The sequence below is a fragment of the Paenibacillus sp. FSL H8-0315 genome (assembly GCF_038005365.1).
Taxonomy (GTDB): Bacteria; Bacillota; Bacilli; order Paenibacillales; family Paenibacillaceae; genus Paenibacillus_AQ; species Paenibacillus_AQ odorifer.
This window is the reverse complement of sequence record NZ_JBBOTA010000001.1, coordinates 2,196,707-2,214,893: the sequence shown is the minus strand read 5'-3', so window position 1 is coordinate 2,214,893 and position 18,187 is coordinate 2,196,707. Positions and strand designations below refer to the sequence as shown.

Genomic DNA, 18,187 nt, shown 5'->3' with positions numbered 1-18,187 from the left:
ATCGTGTTCATTTCTGCACGAATGATGAGAATCGGTGTAATTGCAGGGAAAACACGGAAAAGTGATGAGAAAAGGCACTCCTTTTGATGCAGTCTCTTTAAACCGCATTTTTTCATGTGAATGAGCATTAATTGTGTCTTTGTGAATTCACTAAATAACGTATATAATTTGTATGCAATTGTATAGTAGCCGAATTTCTGGTGAAAACGGGGGAACCATAAGAAGTGATGAAAAGTGGAGTGTACACGATAAATGGCACTTTCATCAGGGGTGAATTTCGTTCTGGGAACGAATAGGGCAGCCTGCACAGTCCGAATCCGACAGCTAACCTCGTAGGCTAATTTACTGCAGGAACCAAGTCAGCATTGGTTTTCCAGTGCTTTTTTTGTTGGAATTTTTGATAAGAAGGTGAGCAAAGTGGCTTCACAGTTTCGCAGGATTTCTGAATTTAAGTTTCTGAAGCTCTCGCCGCCGCAGATACTGGTGCTTGGTTTTGCATCGATCATTCTGATAGGGGCCTTGCTGCTTATGCTGCCCATCTCAAGCACAAGCGGGAATTCCGTGGAATTTATTGATGCATTATTTACTTCAACGTCGGCAACCTGTGTTACAGGGCTTGTTGTGCTGGATACCGGAACTTCGTTCACCATTTTTGGGAAAACCGTAATTATGATCCTGATCCAGATCGGCGGCTTAGGTTTTATGACCATGGCCACTCTATTTTCACTGGTGTTAAAGCGTAAAATATCTTTGCGGGACAGGCTAATCCTACAGGAAGCCATGAATCAAGGCTCTATGGAAGGAATTGTGCGACTGATCCGGAGAGTCCTCATATATTCTCTTGTCATAGAAGGCTGTGCCGCTGTGCTGCTGTCTATTCGCTGGGCTTTTGATATGCCGTTGGGAAAAGCGATTTATTATGGCATATTTCATGCGGTGTCTATGTTTAATAATGCGGGGTTCGATATTTTTGGGGATTTTCGCAGTTTAACTGATTATGTATATGATCCGCTTGTGAATATTATTGTGATGTTTCTGATTGTCTCCGGCGGGATTGGTTTTATTGTAATGTCAGATCTGGTGGAGTTTCGGGTAACCCGCAGGCTGTCTCTACATAGTAAAGTTGTCCTGTCCACCAGCACAGGGCTGATTCTGATCGGAGCTTTGGTTATTTTTATATTTGAGTTTACTAACACTCGTACCCTGGGTTCACTGAATTTCGGCGGTAAAATATTATCGGCCTTCTTTCAATCCGTGTCTCCCCGTACGGCTGGCGCGAACACAGTAGATATTGCTGGACTTCGGCAGGCTACACAATTTTTTATAGTGATTCTTATGTTTATTGGTGCTTCTCCGGGCTCAACGGGCGGCGGGATCAAGACAACAACCTTTACAATGATGATTGGTGCTGTAATTGCTATGCTGCGTGGACGGGAAGATGTTGTGTTGTTCCGTTATCGGCTGGCTCAAGAGCGCATCTACAAGGCATTAACGATCACGCTGCTGGCTTTGTTGTTAATCGCCTCTGTGTCGATGATACTCTCCACAACTGAAGACAGTAATTTCTTGGCAATCTTGTTTGAGACGACCTCCGCCTTTGCTACGGTAGGACTGACTATGGGGCTAACTCCGGAACTGTCAGCGATCGGTAAGATTCTACTCTGTCTGACGATGTTTGCAGGTCGGCTAGGTCCACTAACCTTAGCGTATGCACTCGGTCCCAAACAGGGTAAACCACTGTATAAGTATCCGGAAGGTAAAATAATTATTGGATAGGAGTTAATTAGAAATGAAAGCACAGCAATTTGTAGTAATCGGCTTAGGTCGCTTCGGTTCAAGCCTGGCGCTTGAGCTGATGGAAATGGGCTACGAGGTGCTCGGCATTGACCACCATGAAGAACGCGTGGAGGAAATGAGCGATCAGCTGACGCATACGGTAGTAGCAGATGCTACAGATGAGGGAATTATGCGCTCGCTTGGTGTACGGAACTTTGATTGTGGGATTGTTGCGATTGGTGACAATATGGAGAGAAGCATTCTGGCGGCCATTTTGTTGAAGGAGATTGGAGTCAAGCAAGTGGTGGCTAAGGCAATCTCTATCCTTCATGGCCGCGCACTGTCGCGGCTGGGGGTTGATCGGGTTATTTTTCCGGAGCGGGATATGGGGATTCGTGTGGCACATCAGCTGGTGACGCCCAATTTGCTGGATTATATTGAACTGTCCAAGGATTATAAAATTGTCGAGCTGACCGTACCTTCCTGCATGAACGGCAGAAGCTTGTCTGATTTAAATACAAGAGCTAAATATGGCTGCAGTATTGTTGCCCTAAATAGGGAAAGCGGAATAATCGTCGCTCCAACTGCCCATGATTATTTGAGTGAAGGCGATGTTATGGTACTCATTGGTCCTAATGAAAGTATTGACCGTTTTGAGAGTGAAGTTGTGAACCAAGAATCATAGAAAAAGAAGCTGACTCAAAAGTAGTGAATTCTACTTAGGGGCAGCTTCTTTTTTATGGAGTAAAGAGTAGGAAACGTATTGGATTTTAATATGCCATATGACTATAGACCATGCGTAGTGTTCTAAGATATTGCTTTGGGGGTAGGCGAGTTGCTAGGTGTGATATTCGTACGGCTGTAGTAGATGATTTGTGGTATCTGTGACGGTGCATTATGGGCGATATGCGTTCTTTGTTTGTACGATGTACAGAGTGGATGTGAACTAATTAGGAAAACCTCCCTAAAAATAGCCGCTATTCGCTCTAAATGAACGACATCAGGGAATTCCTCCCTAATAAACAGAGGGATTCCTTTATTAGTTAGTTACTGAATCGGCCGAAAATTAGGGAAGTTTTCCCTAATTATAAGTCTGCTGAACAGAAATCTCTGAACTTCAGGGAGAAATTCTCTAATTACGCTATAAGTACTTCACTTATTGCCTCATTTGGAGATCAATAGGTGCGCCCCTTGATTCATTTGGTCCGGCTTTACTGCTCACGTTCTGTCAGAAACATCTCTTCGGTAACTTGCACCAGACTGCGAGCCGCCGTGCTCATGCTTCCATCGTCACGGTAGATCAGGCAGGTGGTCCGTTGAGTTTGCTCCAGCTCCTTGATATGTAAGGACACCAGCCCGCCGCCGTTCAGCAGTTCTGGACGCAGATAAGACTTTGGCAGCAACGCAGCCGCTTTGACAGTCGGAAGCAGCCGTACGATGGCTTCGAAGGAGTCAATCTCCATGCGCACATCGGGATCAATCCCGCAGCGCTGGAATAGATCGTCCGTCAGACGCCGGTACCAGGTCCCCTTTGAGAAGAGAATCATAGGCAGCCGGGATAGATTATCCATGGTTAGCTTGGAAGATAAATTTAAAGGATGCTGCTCTGAGACGACTAGTCGCAGTTGATCCTCAAATAGAGAAATGCAGCGCAACCCGGGTTCTTGAATAGAGGAAGCGATCAGACCTACATCTGATTTTCCCTCACTAACTGAGGATACGATCTCATGCGTTCGGCCTGTGATCAGCTTCAGCTCTGCGGTCGGATATTTGTCCATATAAGCGTTTACCAGCGGCGGAAGCGTGGTCTGCAGGGAGGTAAGACTAGCCCCCAAGGTGACAAGCCTTGGCTCCCCCTCTTTAAATTTGGAAAGGGCTTCCAGAAACTTCGAACGCTGCTGCCGTTGTTCAAGCGCATAGGAATAAGTGAGACGCCCAACCTCGGTTAATTCCAGTCGTTTGCCATAACGATTAAACAGTGCGACCCCCAGACGTTCCTCGAGTTTAGAAATTTTGCGAGACAAGGCGGGCTGGGATAGATTGAGCTGGCGTGAGGCCCGGTTTAAGCTGGAATGTTCCACAACTGCTGCAAAAACATCTAAATCGTCAAACATAATTGAGTTCCTCTCCTAATGCGATGTACGATCAGTAGTGATGAAATTCATAGCCGTAAGAGTAACTGTTCTTATTACATAAGGAAAATCAGGTTATGTCGGAAAATGTTGTTTTGCTAAATGAGAATTATTATCATATAAAATCTATTCTTATGCGTTTATTGTATAACGTTTAATAATTAGATTGCAATTCCCTTATAAGCGAAAAAAGAGTAACATGAAAAGTGACACAAGATATTCACATTTTGTGAAAAATAAAACTAAGTCCGGTAAACTCTAGGATAACGGTAAATTAAGGAATTATGTCATTGGATTGTCAACGTTATCCTGTGTCAAATGTAGTTCCGGCGATGAATACCCATTAATGAAAACGCTGTTTTAATCGGAAAGGGGTTACTTTGTATGAAAGGATTTTATTCCAGAAAGATTCATTCCTTGCTAGGCGTTATCCCACTTGGAGCCTTCTTCATTGAGCACATGATGACGAATTTTGCGGCTGTAGAGGGTGGCGCTTCCGGTTTCACTGACAGCGTGTTATGGCTGAACAGCCTGCCGCTCGTCTTCTTCCTGGAATTGTTCGGTATATGGCTTCCTCTGCTGTACCATGGGGTATACGGACTTTATATTGCGTATCAATCCAAGCCGAACTTGAACCGTTTCAACATTGAAAGAAACTGGCGTTATACCCTGCAACGGATTACAGGTATTGTTACCTTCATCTTTATCGTCTGGCACTTGTTCCAAACACGGGTTCAGGTGGCGGTGGGTAATGTGGAGCATGAAGAATTAGGCGGTCTGATGCATGATATCGTGACTCAGCCACTTCTGCTGACACTGTATATTATCGGTATCGTTGCTGCATGCTTCCACTTCTCGAACGGTCTCTGGTCTTTCTTGATCAGCTGGGGAATTACCGTAGGTCCACGTGCACAGCGGGTATCTTCTTACCTCTGTCTTGGCATATTTGTATTAGTAACTTTCATGTTCCTGATTTCGCTGGTTACTTTCCGTGACAGTGAATTTCAAACTGCAGCAACCATTGCCCAGTCCATAAAGACCTTCATTTAATTTAAGAATCCTTTCTGATATTTTCGATAAAAGGAGTGAACTATCATGGCAACATCCGATATCATTATCGTGGGCGGCGGCCTGGCCGGCCTGATGGCTACCATCAAGGCAGCGGAAGCTGGTGCGCATGTCCATTTATTCTCATTAGTTCCTGTAAAAAGATCACACTCCGTATGTGCGCAAGGCGGCATCAATGGCGCTGTAAATACCAAAGGTGAGGGCGACTCCCCTTGGGAGCATTTTGATGACACCGTCTATGGCGGTGACTTTTTGGCGAATCAGCCGCCGGTTAAGGCGATGTGTGAAGCTGCGCCAGGTATCATTCACCTTATGGACCGGATGGGCGTTATGTTCAACCGTACGCCGGAAGGCCTGCTCGACTTCCGGCGTTTCGGCGGAACGAAGCGGCACCGTACAGCTTTTGCCGGCGCGACTACAGGCCAACAGTTGCTGTACGCTTTGGATGAGCAGGTGCGCCGCTGGGAAGCTGAAGGTCTCGTAACTAAACGCGAGAACTGGGAGTTCCTTTCAGCTATCATCGACGACGAAGGTGTATGCCGAGGCATCAGTGCCCAGAATCTTAAGACGATGGAGATTGAGACTTTTCCTGCGGATGCTGTTATTTTGGCAAGCGGCGGGCCGGGTATTATTTTTGGCAAAACAACGAACTCCGTAATTAATACAGGGACAGCCGCAAGTGCGGTATACCAACAGGGCGTACATTATGCCAACGGAGAATTTATCCAGATTCACCCAACGGCTATTCCGGGAGATGACAAGCTCCGCCTGATGTCGGAATCGGCACGTGGCGAGGGCGGCCGTATCTGGACTTATAAAGACGGGAAACCGTGGTATTTCCTCGAAGAAAAATATCCGTCCTACGGTAACTTGGTGCCGCGCGATATTGCTACACGTGAAATTTTTAATGTGTGTGTGGATCAAGGGCTGGGCATTAATGGCGAGAACATGGTGTATTTGGACCTCTCTCACAAGGATCCGAAAGAGCTGGACGTGAAGCTTGGCGGGATTATTGAAATTTACGAAAAATTCATGGGGGATGATCCCCGTAAAATACCAATGAAGATCTTCCCGGCTGTGCACTATTCTATGGGCGGCATGTGGGTTGATTACAATCAAATGACGAACGTTCCGGGTCTTTTTGCAGCCGGAGAATGTGAATATCAATATCACGGAGCGAACCGTCTAGGCGCCAACTCTCTGGTATCTGCTATTTACGGCGGTATGGTCGCAGGACCAAAGGCTGTTGAATACATTAAAGGCCTGAAGAAATCATCGCAGGATATCTCTTCTTCCGTATTCGATAGCTTCCACAAAAAGCAAACGGACAAATATGAGTCTCTATTGGCAATGTCAGGGACAGAGAATGCTTATGTGATCCACAAGGAACTGGGCGAATGGATGACCGCTAATATGACCGTGGTGCGGCACAATCCGAAGCTGGAAGCGACCATTGGTAAAATCAAAGAGCTTAAGGAGCGTTATCGCAAGATCAATATGAATGATGCATCGCGCTGGAATAACCAAGGTGTGGCCTTCACTCGCCAGCTCTGGAATATGCTGGAGCTGTCCGAAGCGATGACACTTGGAGCGCTTATGCGGAATGAGAGCCGTGGTGCACATTACAAACCGGAATTCCCGAATCGTAATGATGAGGAGTTCTTGAAGACCACAAAAGCAGCCTGGACTGCAGAGGGTCCACAAATCTCCTACGACGAAGTGGATGTCTCGCTGATTCCTCCACGGGTACGCGATTATTCGAAGGATTAATGCTTTCCAGTAACAGAATAGCTTGCGAGGCAAGCTTCATGAAATAAAATCAGGCAATTTTAGGAGGGAACCATTATGGCGGAAACAGCTGCAGCTCCCAAAAACGTAAAGTTTATCATCACCCGCCAGGACGATCCACAAAGTTCATCGTATGTCGAGGAATTTGAACTTCCTTATCGTCCAGGTATGAATGTGATCAGTGCTTTGATGGAAATTCAGCGTAACCCTGTGAATGCCAAAGGTGACAGCACAGTTCCCGTATGCTGGGATTCCAACTGTTTAGAAGAAGTGTGCGGAGCTTGCTCCATGGTGATTAATGGCAAACCCCGCCAAGCCTGCGCTGCACTTATAGACAATCTGGAGCAGCCTGTACGAATTGAGCCTATGAAGACATTTCCGGTGGTGCGTGACTTAGTCATTGACCGTACCCGGATGTTCAATGCACTAAAAAGGGTGAAAGCATGGATTCCGATTGACGGTACGTACGATCTTGGACCGGGACCGCGGATGCCGGAGAAAAAACGGCAGTGGGCCTATGAATTATCCAAATGTATGACCTGTGGCGTATGTTTGGAGGCTTGCCCGAATGTCAACGAAAAGACGGATTTCATCGGACCGGCAGCCATTTCTCAAGTACGTCTGTTCAATGCTCACCCTACAGGTGAAATGAACGCTGACGAAAGATTGGACGCTCTGATGGAGGATGGCGGGATCGATGGCTGTGGTAACTCACAGAACTGTGTACGCGCTTGTCCAAAGGGAATACCTCTTACGACATCCATTGCAGAAATTAACAAGCAAACAACGAAGCATATGTTCAAACGTTGGTTAGGTGTGTAATTAATAGTACCGCCAAATGTTTATCTATTGAGCTATCCTCAAAGTGGATTCCATTCGCTGGGGGGTAGCTTTTTTTATGTTGTTATGACTCTCTTATCTGCTTGTGGCGGGAAAGTCTTGCAGGGCTGGAGCAGGTTCAGAACATTGACCAATTTATGCTATAATATCCATTGTTAACGTAATGTTAGCTGTGGAACAAGGAGGAATAATCGTGATTTGTCGGGAGCAAGATGGAGCAATTGTAATGGTTAAGCAGCATGATCACGGGAAACTTGCCGGAGAGCTGGCCATTGGGTTCAAAGAGCAGCATGTGCCAACTGAAGGACGCCGGGAAGAGGTACTGTGGGCAGTAGCCCAGCATGATAGGGGTTGGATTGATCTCGATGAGACCCCTTTCTGGAATGATGCGGAGCAAGCACCCTACACCTTTATTGATTTTCCTGTAGTGCCTAAGTTGACCTTTTATAAGCGTGGATTAGATGAGATCGAGGAACACACACCGTACGGAGCGTTGCTGTGCAGCTTGCATTTTGAGCGGCTTATTAAGATTGCGGGACTCGATTATCCAGAACTTACATTGTATCAAGAACATGAAGAGGAACGCAGAGCACGTATCCATCGGGAACTTGAAGCTTCCAAGCCTATTGGGGAAGATGAGCTGTATTATGATGCCCGCCTTTTAGAATTCTGCGATGATCTGTCCTTGTATTTGGCCTTAAATGAGCCGGGGTGTCCGAAATCAGAGGAGCATCCATGGTGGCGTGAAGGGTTCTCAGGTACTGAAGATTTCAGTTTTACGTCAGGTCGTGTTATCACAGCGGAGTGGCAGGATAAGTCAACGTTAATGCTTGAACCGTTTCCTTTTGAAAAAACGCTGGAAGTAGCATTTATGCTGAGACGAGTTGAAAAATCAGAAATCGCAAAAAAAGGGATTGCACGCGCTTACAGCGAAACTCCGGAGAAAGAATGCCGGATTGTTCTAACTGCCCGAAATAATATATAAGTTATTATTTGGACCATCTGTTTTTCGGGGAAAAGGTAAAGAAAGGAGAATCTCCCTATGAAGATACAATCGTCTGGGGCTTCTCCCAATAAGAATGGCGATAAGATCCACAAGGACACCTCTAAGGGGCGTTCTGGTGGCGAGTCAACAATTACCCGCCGGCAGTTCCTGACTCGGAGTGCGGCTGCTGTAATCGGCGCAGGATTGCTTACAAGCGGATATGCATGGCAGGGGGAGCCGAACTGGATTGAGGTCACTAAGCTGGACTTGCGCTTTAAGGAGCTTCCTTCCGCTTTTTCAGGGATGAAGCTTGTTCATTTCAGTGATACGCATCTCGGATTTAATAAGGATGCCAGGGATCTCGCCCGGCTCGCTAAACATATAAGCAAAGCTGAACCGGATCTTATTTGCTTCACGGGTGACATTGTGGACAGCGATCCTGAGGATCTTGTTGAAGCCGTACCGGTGCTGGCAGCGTTAAGTGCGCCATTGGGTAAATTTGCGATATTAGGCAATCATGATTACAAGAATACCCAGCTGGTTACCGAGCTGCTGGAGTCTGCGGGCTTCCGGGTGCTAAGGAATAAATCCTACCTTCTAAAAAGAGGCGGGGCAGTCATGGCGGTTACGGGTCTGGATGATCTGTTACACGGTAAACCCGACCCAGCGAAAGCCATTACTGGTGTTCCTGAAGGAACCTTTAACGTCCTTTTGATGCATGAGCCGGATTATGCGGATACCGCACAGGCCTATTCATTTGATCTACAGCTTTCCGGGCACAGTCATGGCGGACAAATTCGCCTGCCCTTTATAGGTGCGCCATTTACACCTTATGGATCTCTTAAATACATAAATGGATTGTATTATACAGAAGACAAAGCCATGCCTGTGTATGTGAATAGAGGGTTTGGAGAGACATACATGCCTTTTCGGTTATTGTGTAGGCCAGAATTAACGGTTCTGACGCTGCATCGGTCCATGAGCTGATTAGGCTGGAATTTTAGCTGCACGGAAGGGGAGAGAAGATGAGCACCTATGGAGCAGTGTTGTTAGAGACACAACATGGTTTAGCGGTAGATCTGAGGCTGATCATGCCTGAGGATGTTTTAGCTTTGCGGCAGCTGCTCTCCCATCCAGATGTGCAGCGCCATATTCTAGTACGCTCCGGCCCTGGATCAGTATCTGCCCAGGTGGAGAAGCTGGTAAACCGGATGTTATTTGCCTTCGATCCTTGTGCGCTGCATGCCGGGATCTATTTAAAGGGGCAGCAGCGGTTGATCGGTATAGTGGCTTTGCAGAATTGGAACCGCCGTGAGGGCACAGCTACCTTAGGATATATGCTGGACCCGGCATGGTGGGGATGCGGGCTGGCGACGGAGGCCGTGGGTTTGTTTTTGAACTATAGTGTTCATACCCTTGGGATAACAAGGATCGAAGGACGCTGCACAGGAGATAATATTAGATCGGAACGTGTGATGCTCAAGAACGGTATGAAGCTGGAGCGGGTGATGCCCAAAGTCGGCTCCTTGGACGATGTAATGAAAGTATTCACATTGTTACACAAATGAAATAATGCCGTTATCAAACTCTAACAGTGTGCGGTTAAACTAAGTACATGACCCCCTTTTAAAAATATACTGCTTTGGGACCCGATGATTCGGGTCCATTTTTTTTGTTTGAAAAGAGTAGCGTAAGTGATTGGCAGTACCGAATCCGATCGTTTATGATTAACATACTATGGAGTGGAATGACCAAGGAGGCGTAACATTTTGAATGAAGTGGTACAAACATTAAAAAATCATCGTTCTTTCCGGCAATATTCAGACCAGCCTGTGGAGCCAGAGAAGCTACAATCAATGATTGAATCGGCTCAAGCCGCACCGTCATGGGTTCATGGACAGCAGGTATCGATAATCGCCATCAAAGATCCTGCGCGTAAGCAGCAGCTTTCAGTTTTATGCGGAAATCAGAAGCATGTAGCGGCAGCACCGGTTTTTTTGGTGTTTTGCATGGATTTTTATAGAGCTAAAGTAGCTAGTGAGCTGGAAGGCAAGTCTTTTGAAGCCGTAAAAGATGTGGATGCGCTTTTGGTTGGAGCTACAGATGTGGGAATCTCATTGTCTAACGCGATTGCAGCGGCGGAATCCATGGGACTGGGCATCATTCCTATTGGGGGTGTGCGCCGCAACACAGCGGGTGTGATTGAACTGCTGAAGCTGCCGGAGTACGTATTCCCTGTCGTCGGTCTCTGCGTGGGATACCCAGCGGAGGAGGTTTCTCAGAAGCCGCGGCTGCCGCTGGAAGCTATATTTCATGAGGAGCAATACAATCCGGATGTACAAGGCCTCCTGGAGGCATATAATCAAACCCACCGTGAATACTTGCAGCAGCAGGGGATGACGGAGAGAGACTGGACCAGTACGATTGCTCATTTTTATGAGATCAACCCGGAATATGGAGATGCGAAACGTACGCTGAAACAACAAGGTTTTAGCTGTGATAATCTGTAAATAAACAAAATAATGCACCAAGCTGAGATTGGTTTAACGGAGGGTGAACCCTGCCCCTAAACCAATAACGCTTGGTGCATTATTTAATTTCTCGCTTTAACGCTTACCGTCCTTATAGGGACGTTGAAGGCGTTTAGGCTTGATTACAGAGAAACTTTGACTTTTTGGCGCTGCTTGTAATAAACCCAGTGTGTAAAGCCTATTGCTTTGAGCTGTGCAGCTACCGCATCACGATCCTCAGCGACCCGGGACGGCTTATGTGCATCCGAACCGAAACTAACCTCTACGCCAAAATGTAGTGCCCGCTCCAGAATATCTTCAGAGGGATACCAGCCGCCGACCAGCTTAGTTCCGCCTGAGGTATTGATTTCGATGGCCACGTCACATTCACTAATTACACGCAGACAATCGTCAATCGGCTGAGGTGCAGGAATTTCGGAAAAAGCAGGATAATTCCCCTTCATCGCATCAATATGCCCGAGTATTTGGAACATACCACTGCGTGCGGAATCAGAAATCAACCGGTAATATTCAGACTTCACGCGGATCTTCTCATTTTTGCTAAGGTTTTTCCAGCGCCCTTTGTTAAAAATGCTGATACCACCAACACTATGTACCGATCCAATCACATAATCAAAAGGGTAGGCGGATAATGTCTTGCGGTATATCTCAGCATGTTCGGGAAAGTAATCTGATTCGATGCCTAACAGTACGTCGATAACGCCTTCGTACTCTTTTTTGAGGGAGAGAACATCATCTACATAATTAGCAAATTCGGATTTAGCCATTGCGATTTTGGGAAAAGCCTGATCGGATGAATCTCCGAAATAGGGAGTGTGATCGGAAATACCTATAACGCCCAATCCAGCGGCAATCCCAGCTTCGATATAATCTCTAATCGTTCCGTCAGCATGGCCACAGCGGAAATGATGGGTGTGTAAATCAAATTTCATCAAGAACATCTCCTTTAAACAAGGTTATGCAATCAGCTCAGAAGTAATCGGTTCCACTTTGTGGGTGGGATTTATTCAGACCCGATAAATTGGGTTTCTGGCATGCCTTTAAGATCGCTTAGGAACTGCCTCATAGCAGAGTTTACGTATTTTCCTGATTTCGTGATCACACCAACAGGATGCGTGACCTCCAACTCAATAATTGGCACAATTTTGAGAGTGCCGGCTCGAACCTCAGCGGTAACTGACTGCTTGGAAATAATGGCGGCGCCCAAATCGAGCTCGACCATCCGTTTCACTTCCTCGCTGCTGGTCAGCTCCATAATGACCTGAGGTTGAATGCCATGTTTGTTCAGAACCTCATCCGCAAATTTACGGCCCACTGTGTCTGGTGAGAGCAGAATCAGCGGGGTTTTGCTTAAGGCTTCTATCCCAGCGGTCTTCACTTGAGCGAGAGGGTGTCTGGGAGAGACCACCAGTTCGAAGGTATCATAATACAAAATGGAAGTAGACATGCCCGGGCTACGTCCAATTAAATAACCGATGCCGACATCAACAATGCCGTTTTCGACATGCTGATAAATTTGTGATGAGGACATAGAGGAAATTGATGTTTTGATATGGGGGAACTGGTCTTTAAAATAAGATAGAATACGCGGTAAAATTTGAATAGCGATTGAGGTAGTTGTGCCTAAAACTATATGACCTTGGGGATTTTCATCAAGATCTGCAAGCCGTTCCTTAAGTTCCTCGACAATCCTCACTATTTGTTCCGCATGCTCCAGAAAGACAGTCCCTCTATCCGTTAATGTAACAGGCTGGTTTCGGTCAACCAGCTGAGTCTTGAACTCTTCTTCAAGGCTCTTAATCTGTGCTGATACCGCTGGTTGGGTCAGATTAAGCAGTTCTCCGGCCTTGCGAAAGCTCATCGTTTTGGAAATTGTTATTAGTGTCTCCAGCTGGCTGATGTTCATGGAATACCTCCTTTGGACCATCGAATTGGATGTGTAATTGCGTTAATATCTTACGTTCCACGTTGGCATTTGTTTAAATTATAGGAGATAATACCCGGCAGAGCAATGTTGCTGCGTAAACTATCTTGGGTTTGAATTCGACATATGCATTAATTTTTGCTGAATTGTGCCGATATATAAAGTATAATATATCCATATTGCTTGGGACTTTTGGTATATGACCAAAGCACGATAAAGGGGGAGACTAGACATTCATGAAAGCAGAAGTAATTAATCCGTTTCTAGAGTCTGCACGGACTGTTATAGAACAAGTAATTCAGGTCTCGCCTTCTACGGGGAGTTTAGGCATTAAAGAAATTGAACTGATCGATAATCATATATGGATTCAAGTAGGGATGACAGGCCAACTGAGCGGAAATATTATATTTGGTATCGCGGAGCAGGTAGCCTTGCGAATGGTATCGATTATGATGGGTGGCTTTGTGATCACCGAGATGGATGAGATGGGTCAAAGTGCAATTTCAGAGCTGAGCAATATGATCAGTGGGAATGCCAGTACCATTCTATATAATCAAGGTGTTTCGGTGGATATAAGTCCTCCTCAGATTATGAAGATGGAAAGCATGTCTTTTATGCCTCGTAAAGCGCTTAGTATTCCGTTGTTGATGGATGGGGTTGGAGAGATGGATATTCAGGTGATGATCTCTTAGGCAAGAGTTAGGAGCTGAAATACTATTCATGGTACTCAAAGATAAGGTTGTTGTGATTACAGGAGCGTCCAGCGGCATTGGTGCATTAACGGCACAGATGCTTAGTAAAAAGGGGGCAATCCCTGTCCTGGTAGCACGTTCCGAAGCGAAGCTGAAAGAAACAGCGGCCGGTATCCCGGGCGTTTTTGGACTGTACACCTGTGACGTAACAGATGCTGAGGGTGTTCAGAAGACCTTCGCACAAATTTTGGAGGCATATGGCAGAATTGATATTTTGCTAAATAACGCAGGGTACGGCAAATTTGCTGCTTTTACGGAGATGGAGCCTCATGAATTTGACGATATGATGGATGTTAACTACATGGGGATTGTCCGGTGCACGAAGGCTGTTATTCCACATATGCTGGAGCGGGGAAGCGGGCAGATTGTAAATGTGGCTTCCATGGCAGGGAAGATAGGCACGGCCAAATCCGTAGCCTATACGGCTACCAAACATGCTGTACTCGGATTCACAAATGCGCTCCGTCAGGAGCTGCGGAAGAGTGGAATTATCGTCTCGGCTGTGAACCCGGGGCCGATTGCCACCGATTTTTTCAAAACGGCTGACCCGTCTGGCAATTATGAGAAGAGTGTAGCCCGGATGATGATGACCCCAGAGCATGTATCTTCTAAGATCGTTAAGGTTATGGAGACCGGCAAAGAAGAGCTCGATCTTCCGGGTCTGGCAGGGTTTGGCATACGGCTTTACGGGCTGTTTCCTCGCCTGGCGGACAAGCTTACTTATAATGCGATGAACAGAAAATAGACCCTGTTGTCAGCTTTATTGGCCTTCCATTTGGTGGAGAGGCCTTTTTGGCATATAATGAAGATATTATCTCAAGCGAAAAGGATGAATTACACTTATGAATAAAGCTTCTTTTGCGGCTATCGGCATTCAGGAAGACCTCATTGCCCGTTTGTCGGAATTCGGCATTAACGCTCCATCCCCGGTACAAGAGCAGACAATACCGCTTCTACTAGAGGGAAGAGATGTTATTGCAGCTTCCCAGACTGGAACGGGTAAGACGCTGGCCTATCTATTGCCGCTGCTTCAAACGATTAATCCGGAGCAGAAGGTGGTCCAAAAGCTGGTGCTCGCCCCTACACAGGAGCTGGCGATGCAAATCTTACGCGAGGCGGAACGTTATGGTGAACAGCGCGGAATCCGAGTTATGGGTCTTATTGGCGGGGCCGCAATCAAACGCCAGATTGACAAGCTGCGTGAGCATCCACAGCTAGTTGTGGGAACACCTGGGCGGATCCGTGAGCTGATTGGACTTCGTAAATTGAAGATGCATGAAGTCAGTACTATTGTTCTGGATGAGGCGGACCAAATGTTCCAGCTTAGCGGAGCCGGCGAAGTCACAAAGATTGTCAGCAGTGCGCTGCGTTCACGCCAGCTTGTTATGCTGTCGGCAACGATCGGACCAGAGACGAAAGCGCTGGCTAATCGTGAAATGAAGAATCCGGCAGAGGTTGGGATTGCTCCAGGTGTAATGACTGCTGAAAGCTTGGAGCATCATTATGTTGTTGCTGAAGAGCGTAACAAAATGGACATGCTGCGCCGGGTGATTCGCCATTACAATCCCGATAAAGCGATTGTGTTCGTGAATGCTACAGATGATATTGCCGAGGTTGAGGCTAAGCTGAATCATCTTGGGCTTACTGCGGCAGCACTTTACGGAGATGCCGATAAGGTAACGCGCAGCAATGTATTAAAAGGTTTCCGGGAAGGCAAATTTCGTGTGCTTGTTGCCAGTGACGTAGCTGCCAGAGGACTGGATATTGAGAATCTTTCTTTGGTAGTTAGCTACGATCCGGCTTTTGATTCTGAACATTATGTACACCGTGCAGGCCGTACCGGACGGATGGGACGCCGCGGCTTATCTGTAACAATTGTTACAGAGCAACAGACCTTTATCATGCGGAAGTTCGCCCGCGAATTGGATATTGCGCTTGAGGAGCGGGAGATGGTCGGTGGTAAGGTGCTTGCAGCAGATGAAGCACGCAGCGCTTTGCACAATGGACGGGGACGGAGTAATGAAGGCAGTGGGCAACGCCGTGATGGATCCGCTCCACGCAGCGGCAAGCCGCCTGTTAGCACATCTGGAGCCTCCAATGTTCAGTCGCCATCCGTTGGAGCAGGTACACCGCCTGCCAAAAGAATGGCTACGATTAACACAAGTGAAACAACAAGCGGAGAACAACAACGCGATCCACAGCGCAGCGCGAATCCTTCTGCGGGAGCACGCGGAGATGCGACTCCTGCACGGAGCAAACGCAGCAGCAATGCGGAACGTGAGAAGAACCGTAAAAATAAAGGAGCTCCAAAGTGGTTGAAAGACAAAACTCCGAGAGGTGACGGTCAATGAATAATGCTCCCGTATTGCAAATTACGGGTCTCAGTGGTGGGTACAGCCTGAATAAGCCAGTGCTGCATGATATTGCACTTCAGGTGCAGCCTGGTGAAATGGTTGGATTGATTGGTTTAAACGGAGCAGGAAAAAGTACGACGATGAAGCATATTCTAGGATTGATGTCGCCCCATAAGGGCGATATCACCGTACAGGGCAAGACGCGTGCTGAAGATCCCGTTGGATACAATAATGCGTTGTCTTTTGTACCGGAATCGCCGCTACTGTATGACGAAATGACGGTTCGTGAGCATGTTGAATTTACTGCCAGAGCTTATGGGGTAGATCAAAAGGATTATGAATCCCGCACCTCGCATCTTGCCAAGCTGTTCCATATGGAGGATAAGATGGACACCCTGTCGACCCATCTATCCAAAGGGATGAAACAGAAGGTTATGATCATGTGCGCTTTCGTTGCACGACCTGCATTATATGTCATCGACGAGCCTTTTTTAGGATTGGATCCACTAGGGATCCGCTCCTTGCTTGATTTCATGATGGATCTGAAGAACTCTGGATCGTCGATTCTGTTAAGCTCTCATATTCTTTCCACAATAGAGAATTATTGCGACCGTTTTATTGTATTGCATAAAGGTAAGGTGATTGCACAGGGCACGCTGGCGGAAATAGCGGCAACTGCCGGGCATCAGGGGCTGACTTTGGAGCAGCTGTTCTACGAGCTGGTTCAGGGAGGGAAATAATATGGATTTGAAAGAGCTGCGGCGCACGCGGCGCGGTCGATTCATGGGAAGTATGCTTCCTTATGTGGGATATATCATTCAAAGCGGCGTAGCCATGGTCTTCCTGTTCGTGTTGATCGTCTTCTCTGCTTGGTATACATCGCTGCTACAAAATGTACCTGAAGGCATTCCCATTCGCTGGATTATGTTAGCATTACTGTTGCCTGCGACAGTGCATAGCAGCTTCCGAACCTATTTGCAGACCCCGGATACGATCTTTCTGCTGCCTCAGGGTCACCGCATGAAGGAATATTTTGCACCATCCTGGGTCAGTGGTAACGTGTGGAAGATCATTCGCTTGTTATTTGTACTGATCACCCTTTGGCCGTTGTACATACGTACAGATGATTCTCCCAAGCGACTTTTATTTACAGTGTTGATCCTGATTGCTGTGAAGCTGATCGCGAGCTATGGGTTATGGAAAGAGATAGCTATGCTGTCACGTCCGATGGCAGGCGTGTATGCTTTCTTGCGCTGGGCAGTTGGAGGTTTGATTATTGCCGCTTGGTTGTGGCAGCCTGCCGGTCCGAGCCTGATATTTATGGTGTTATTGGCCGCAGCCTATCTTGCTGCACTGTCTGTGCCCGGACGTCACGCTGTGCCATGGGAAAGACTGATCGCCATGGAAAACAATCAAGGTGCACGTGCGCTGATGGTTCTGGGCTGGTTCGTGGATGTGCCGGGCCGTGAGCAACGGGTATATTCCCGCCGTTATCTTTCCAAATGGGGCGCTAAGCTGCCTTGGCGCAAGGATACTGCTTATCGGTATCTGCTAACGAAAAGCTTTGCCCGGGGCGATATCTTTGGAATCATTATGCGGATATCGGTGCTGGCTCTGCTGCTGAATTGGTGGAACCGTGATAGTTACTTTGGCACCGGAATTTATTTGTTCTTCCTGTTCATCATTGGTGTTCAATTGTCGGCACTCCGCAAATTGCATAGCGAGTCTTTTTGGCTGACAGTGTATCCTTTTCCTGAAGGCAGTAAGGCGGACAACACGACACAATTTGTATTCCGTGCGCATCTGGTTGTGGCATTGATTCTTGGATTACCTTTCTTAGCTTCCATAGGTGACCGTCTGATGCCAGTGATCTTTACCTTAGCGGCAGGTGTTGTGGTAGTCTTTCTGTTTAAAGGATACTTGTCCCGCAAAGCAGCACGATTGGATGACGACGATCTGTAAGGCAATTTCATATTCACAATAAAAAGGCTGTCTCACAGTAGAGAAATTCTACGAATGAGAGAGCCTTTTTTTTGC

The 18,187-nt window shown here is 46.9% G+C and carries 17 protein-coding genes and 1 riboswitch; of the genes, 14 read left to right on the top strand and 3 right to left on the bottom strand.

Annotated features, from left to right (window positions below; translation table 11 throughout):
* The first annotated feature begins 177 nt into the window (after positions 1-177).
* A riboswitch (cyclic di-AMP (ydaO/yuaA leader) is annotated at positions 178-355 on the top strand.
* A gap of 62 nt (positions 356-417) precedes the next feature.
* Both MHB56_RS09530 and MHB56_RS09525 read left to right on the top strand, forming a co-directional pair.
* Positions 418-1,776 carry a TrkH family potassium uptake protein gene (locus MHB56_RS09530; RefSeq protein WP_249267754.1) on the top strand — a complete coding sequence of 453 codons (1,359 nt, stop codon included), beginning with the start codon at positions 418-420 and terminating at the stop codon, positions 1,774-1,776.
* A gap of 13 nt (positions 1,777-1,789) precedes the next feature.
* Positions 1,790-2,461, top strand: a complete 672-nt coding sequence (locus MHB56_RS09525; RefSeq protein WP_036679808.1) for a potassium channel family protein — start codon at positions 1,790-1,792, stop codon at positions 2,459-2,461.
* Between the two features lie 526 nt (positions 2,462-2,987).
* On the opposite strand, the gene MHB56_RS09520 is transcribed toward MHB56_RS09525, so the two are convergent.
* The gene (locus MHB56_RS09520) at positions 2,988-3,890 is read right to left on the bottom strand and encodes a LysR family transcriptional regulator (protein ID WP_036679806.1); all 903 of its coding nucleotides are present in this window, start codon (positions 3,888-3,890) and stop codon (positions 2,988-2,990) included.
* 402 nt (positions 3,891-4,292) lie between these two features.
* Here MHB56_RS09520 and MHB56_RS09515 point away from each other — a divergent pair, with 402 nt between their 5' ends.
* The 7 genes from MHB56_RS09515 (at position 4,293) to MHB56_RS09485 (ending at position 11,099) form a co-directional block, all read left to right on the top strand.
* Positions 4,293-4,958 (top strand): succinate dehydrogenase cytochrome b558 subunit, encoded by a 666-nt coding sequence (locus MHB56_RS09515; RefSeq protein WP_036679804.1) that lies wholly within the window; start codon positions 4,293-4,295, stop codon positions 4,956-4,958.
* Between the two features lie 45 nt (positions 4,959-5,003).
* Entirely contained in the window at positions 5,004-6,746 is a 1,743-nt protein-coding gene (gene sdhA, locus MHB56_RS09510) for a succinate dehydrogenase flavoprotein subunit (protein WP_076127961.1), read from the top strand.
* A 75-nt stretch (positions 6,747-6,821) separates the two neighbouring features.
* Positions 6,822-7,586: a succinate dehydrogenase iron-sulfur subunit gene (gene sdhB / locus MHB56_RS09505; RefSeq protein WP_036679800.1), complete on the top strand. Its 765-nt coding sequence runs from the start codon at positions 6,822-6,824 to the stop codon at positions 7,584-7,586.
* A 211-nt stretch (positions 7,587-7,797) separates the two neighbouring features.
* On the top strand, positions 7,798-8,589 hold the full coding sequence (locus MHB56_RS09500) for a DUF3891 family protein (RefSeq protein ID WP_076206377.1): 792 nt from the start codon (positions 7,798-7,800) through the stop codon (positions 8,587-8,589).
* A gap of 57 nt (positions 8,590-8,646) precedes the next feature.
* Entirely contained in the window at positions 8,647-9,576 is a 930-nt protein-coding gene (locus tag MHB56_RS09495; RefSeq protein WP_341143521.1) for a metallophosphoesterase, read from the top strand.
* Between the two features lie 38 nt (positions 9,577-9,614).
* The gene (locus MHB56_RS09490) at positions 9,615-10,157 is read left to right on the top strand and encodes a GNAT family N-acetyltransferase (protein ID WP_076184756.1); all 543 of its coding nucleotides are present in this window, start codon (positions 9,615-9,617) and stop codon (positions 10,155-10,157) included.
* 210 nt (positions 10,158-10,367) lie between these two features.
* Positions 10,368-11,099 (top strand): NADPH-dependent oxidoreductase, encoded by a 732-nt coding sequence (locus tag MHB56_RS09485; protein WP_339191286.1) that lies wholly within the window; start codon positions 10,368-10,370, stop codon positions 11,097-11,099.
* A 143-nt stretch (positions 11,100-11,242) separates the two neighbouring features.
* Here the strand turns inward: MHB56_RS09485 and MHB56_RS09480 are convergent, their stop codons facing one another.
* Both MHB56_RS09480 and MHB56_RS09475 read right to left on the bottom strand, forming a co-directional pair.
* Positions 11,243-12,052, bottom strand: coding sequence for a histidinol-phosphatase (locus MHB56_RS09480; RefSeq protein WP_341143520.1), 810 nt, complete (start codon positions 12,050-12,052; stop codon positions 11,243-11,245).
* A gap of 71 nt (positions 12,053-12,123) precedes the next feature.
* Positions 12,124-13,026: a LysR family transcriptional regulator gene (locus MHB56_RS09475; protein ID WP_038573173.1), complete on the bottom strand. Its 903-nt coding sequence runs from the start codon at positions 13,024-13,026 to the stop codon at positions 12,124-12,126.
* A 254-nt stretch (positions 13,027-13,280) separates the two neighbouring features.
* Here MHB56_RS09475 and MHB56_RS09470 point away from each other — a divergent pair, with 254 nt between their 5' ends.
* The 5 genes from MHB56_RS09470 (at position 13,281) to MHB56_RS09450 (ending at position 18,112) form a co-directional block, all read left to right on the top strand.
* A complete protein-coding gene (locus tag MHB56_RS09470; protein ID WP_036679793.1) occupies positions 13,281-13,736 on the top strand; it encodes a chemotaxis protein CheX in 456 nt (151 codons plus the stop codon).
* 28 nt (positions 13,737-13,764) lie between these two features.
* Positions 13,765-14,541 carry an SDR family NAD(P)-dependent oxidoreductase gene (locus MHB56_RS09465; RefSeq protein WP_076141978.1) on the top strand — a complete coding sequence of 259 codons (777 nt, stop codon included), beginning with the start codon at positions 13,765-13,767 and terminating at the stop codon, positions 14,539-14,541.
* A gap of 97 nt (positions 14,542-14,638) precedes the next feature.
* Positions 14,639-16,147: a DEAD/DEAH box helicase gene (locus MHB56_RS09460; protein ID WP_339244835.1), complete on the top strand. Its 1,509-nt coding sequence runs from the start codon at positions 14,639-14,641 to the stop codon at positions 16,145-16,147.
* Entirely contained in the window at positions 16,144-16,890 is a 747-nt protein-coding gene (locus MHB56_RS09455) for an ABC transporter ATP-binding protein (protein WP_036679788.1), read from the top strand. Before MHB56_RS09460 ends, MHB56_RS09455 begins: the two co-directional genes overlap by 4 nt.
* A gap of 1 nt (position 16,891) precedes the next feature.
* Positions 16,892-18,112, top strand: a complete 1,221-nt coding sequence (locus MHB56_RS09450; RefSeq protein ID WP_341143519.1) for an ABC transporter permease — start codon at positions 16,892-16,894, stop codon at positions 18,110-18,112.
* The last annotated feature ends 75 nt before the right edge of the window (positions 18,113-18,187 follow it).

Coding starts and splice junctions, on each gene's coding strand:
- MHB56_RS09515 (WP_036679804.1), top strand. CDS start 4,293: ATGAAAGGATTTTATTCCAGAAAGATTCATTCCTTGCTAGGCGTTATC.
- sdhA (WP_076127961.1), top strand. CDS start 5,004: ATGGCAACATCCGATATCATTATCGTGGGCGGCGGCCTGGCCGGCCTG.
- MHB56_RS09520 (WP_036679806.1), bottom strand. CDS start 3,890: ATGTTTGACGATTTAGATGTTTTTGCAGCAGTTGTGGAACATTCCAGC.
- MHB56_RS09460 (WP_339244835.1), top strand. CDS start 14,639: ATGAATAAAGCTTCTTTTGCGGCTATCGGCATTCAGGAAGACCTCATT.
- MHB56_RS09470 (WP_036679793.1), top strand. CDS start 13,281: ATGAAAGCAGAAGTAATTAATCCGTTTCTAGAGTCTGCACGGACTGTT.
- MHB56_RS09480 (WP_341143520.1), bottom strand. CDS start 12,052: ATGAAATTTGATTTACACACCCATCATTTCCGCTGTGGCCATGCTGAC.
- MHB56_RS09475 (WP_038573173.1), bottom strand. CDS start 13,026: ATGAACATCAGCCAGCTGGAGACACTAATAACAATTTCCAAAACGATG.
- MHB56_RS09455 (WP_036679788.1), top strand. CDS start 16,144: ATGAATAATGCTCCCGTATTGCAAATTACGGGTCTCAGTGGTGGGTAC.
- MHB56_RS09465 (WP_076141978.1), top strand. CDS start 13,765: ATGGTACTCAAAGATAAGGTTGTTGTGATTACAGGAGCGTCCAGCGGC.
- MHB56_RS09450 (WP_341143519.1), top strand. CDS start 16,892: ATGGATTTGAAAGAGCTGCGGCGCACGCGGCGCGGTCGATTCATGGGA.
- MHB56_RS09525 (WP_036679808.1), top strand. CDS start 1,790: ATGAAAGCACAGCAATTTGTAGTAATCGGCTTAGGTCGCTTCGGTTCA.
- sdhB (WP_036679800.1), top strand. CDS start 6,822: ATGGCGGAAACAGCTGCAGCTCCCAAAAACGTAAAGTTTATCATCACC.
- MHB56_RS09495 (WP_341143521.1), top strand. CDS start 8,647: ATGAAGATACAATCGTCTGGGGCTTCTCCCAATAAGAATGGCGATAAG.
- MHB56_RS09490 (WP_076184756.1), top strand. CDS start 9,615: ATGAGCACCTATGGAGCAGTGTTGTTAGAGACACAACATGGTTTAGCG.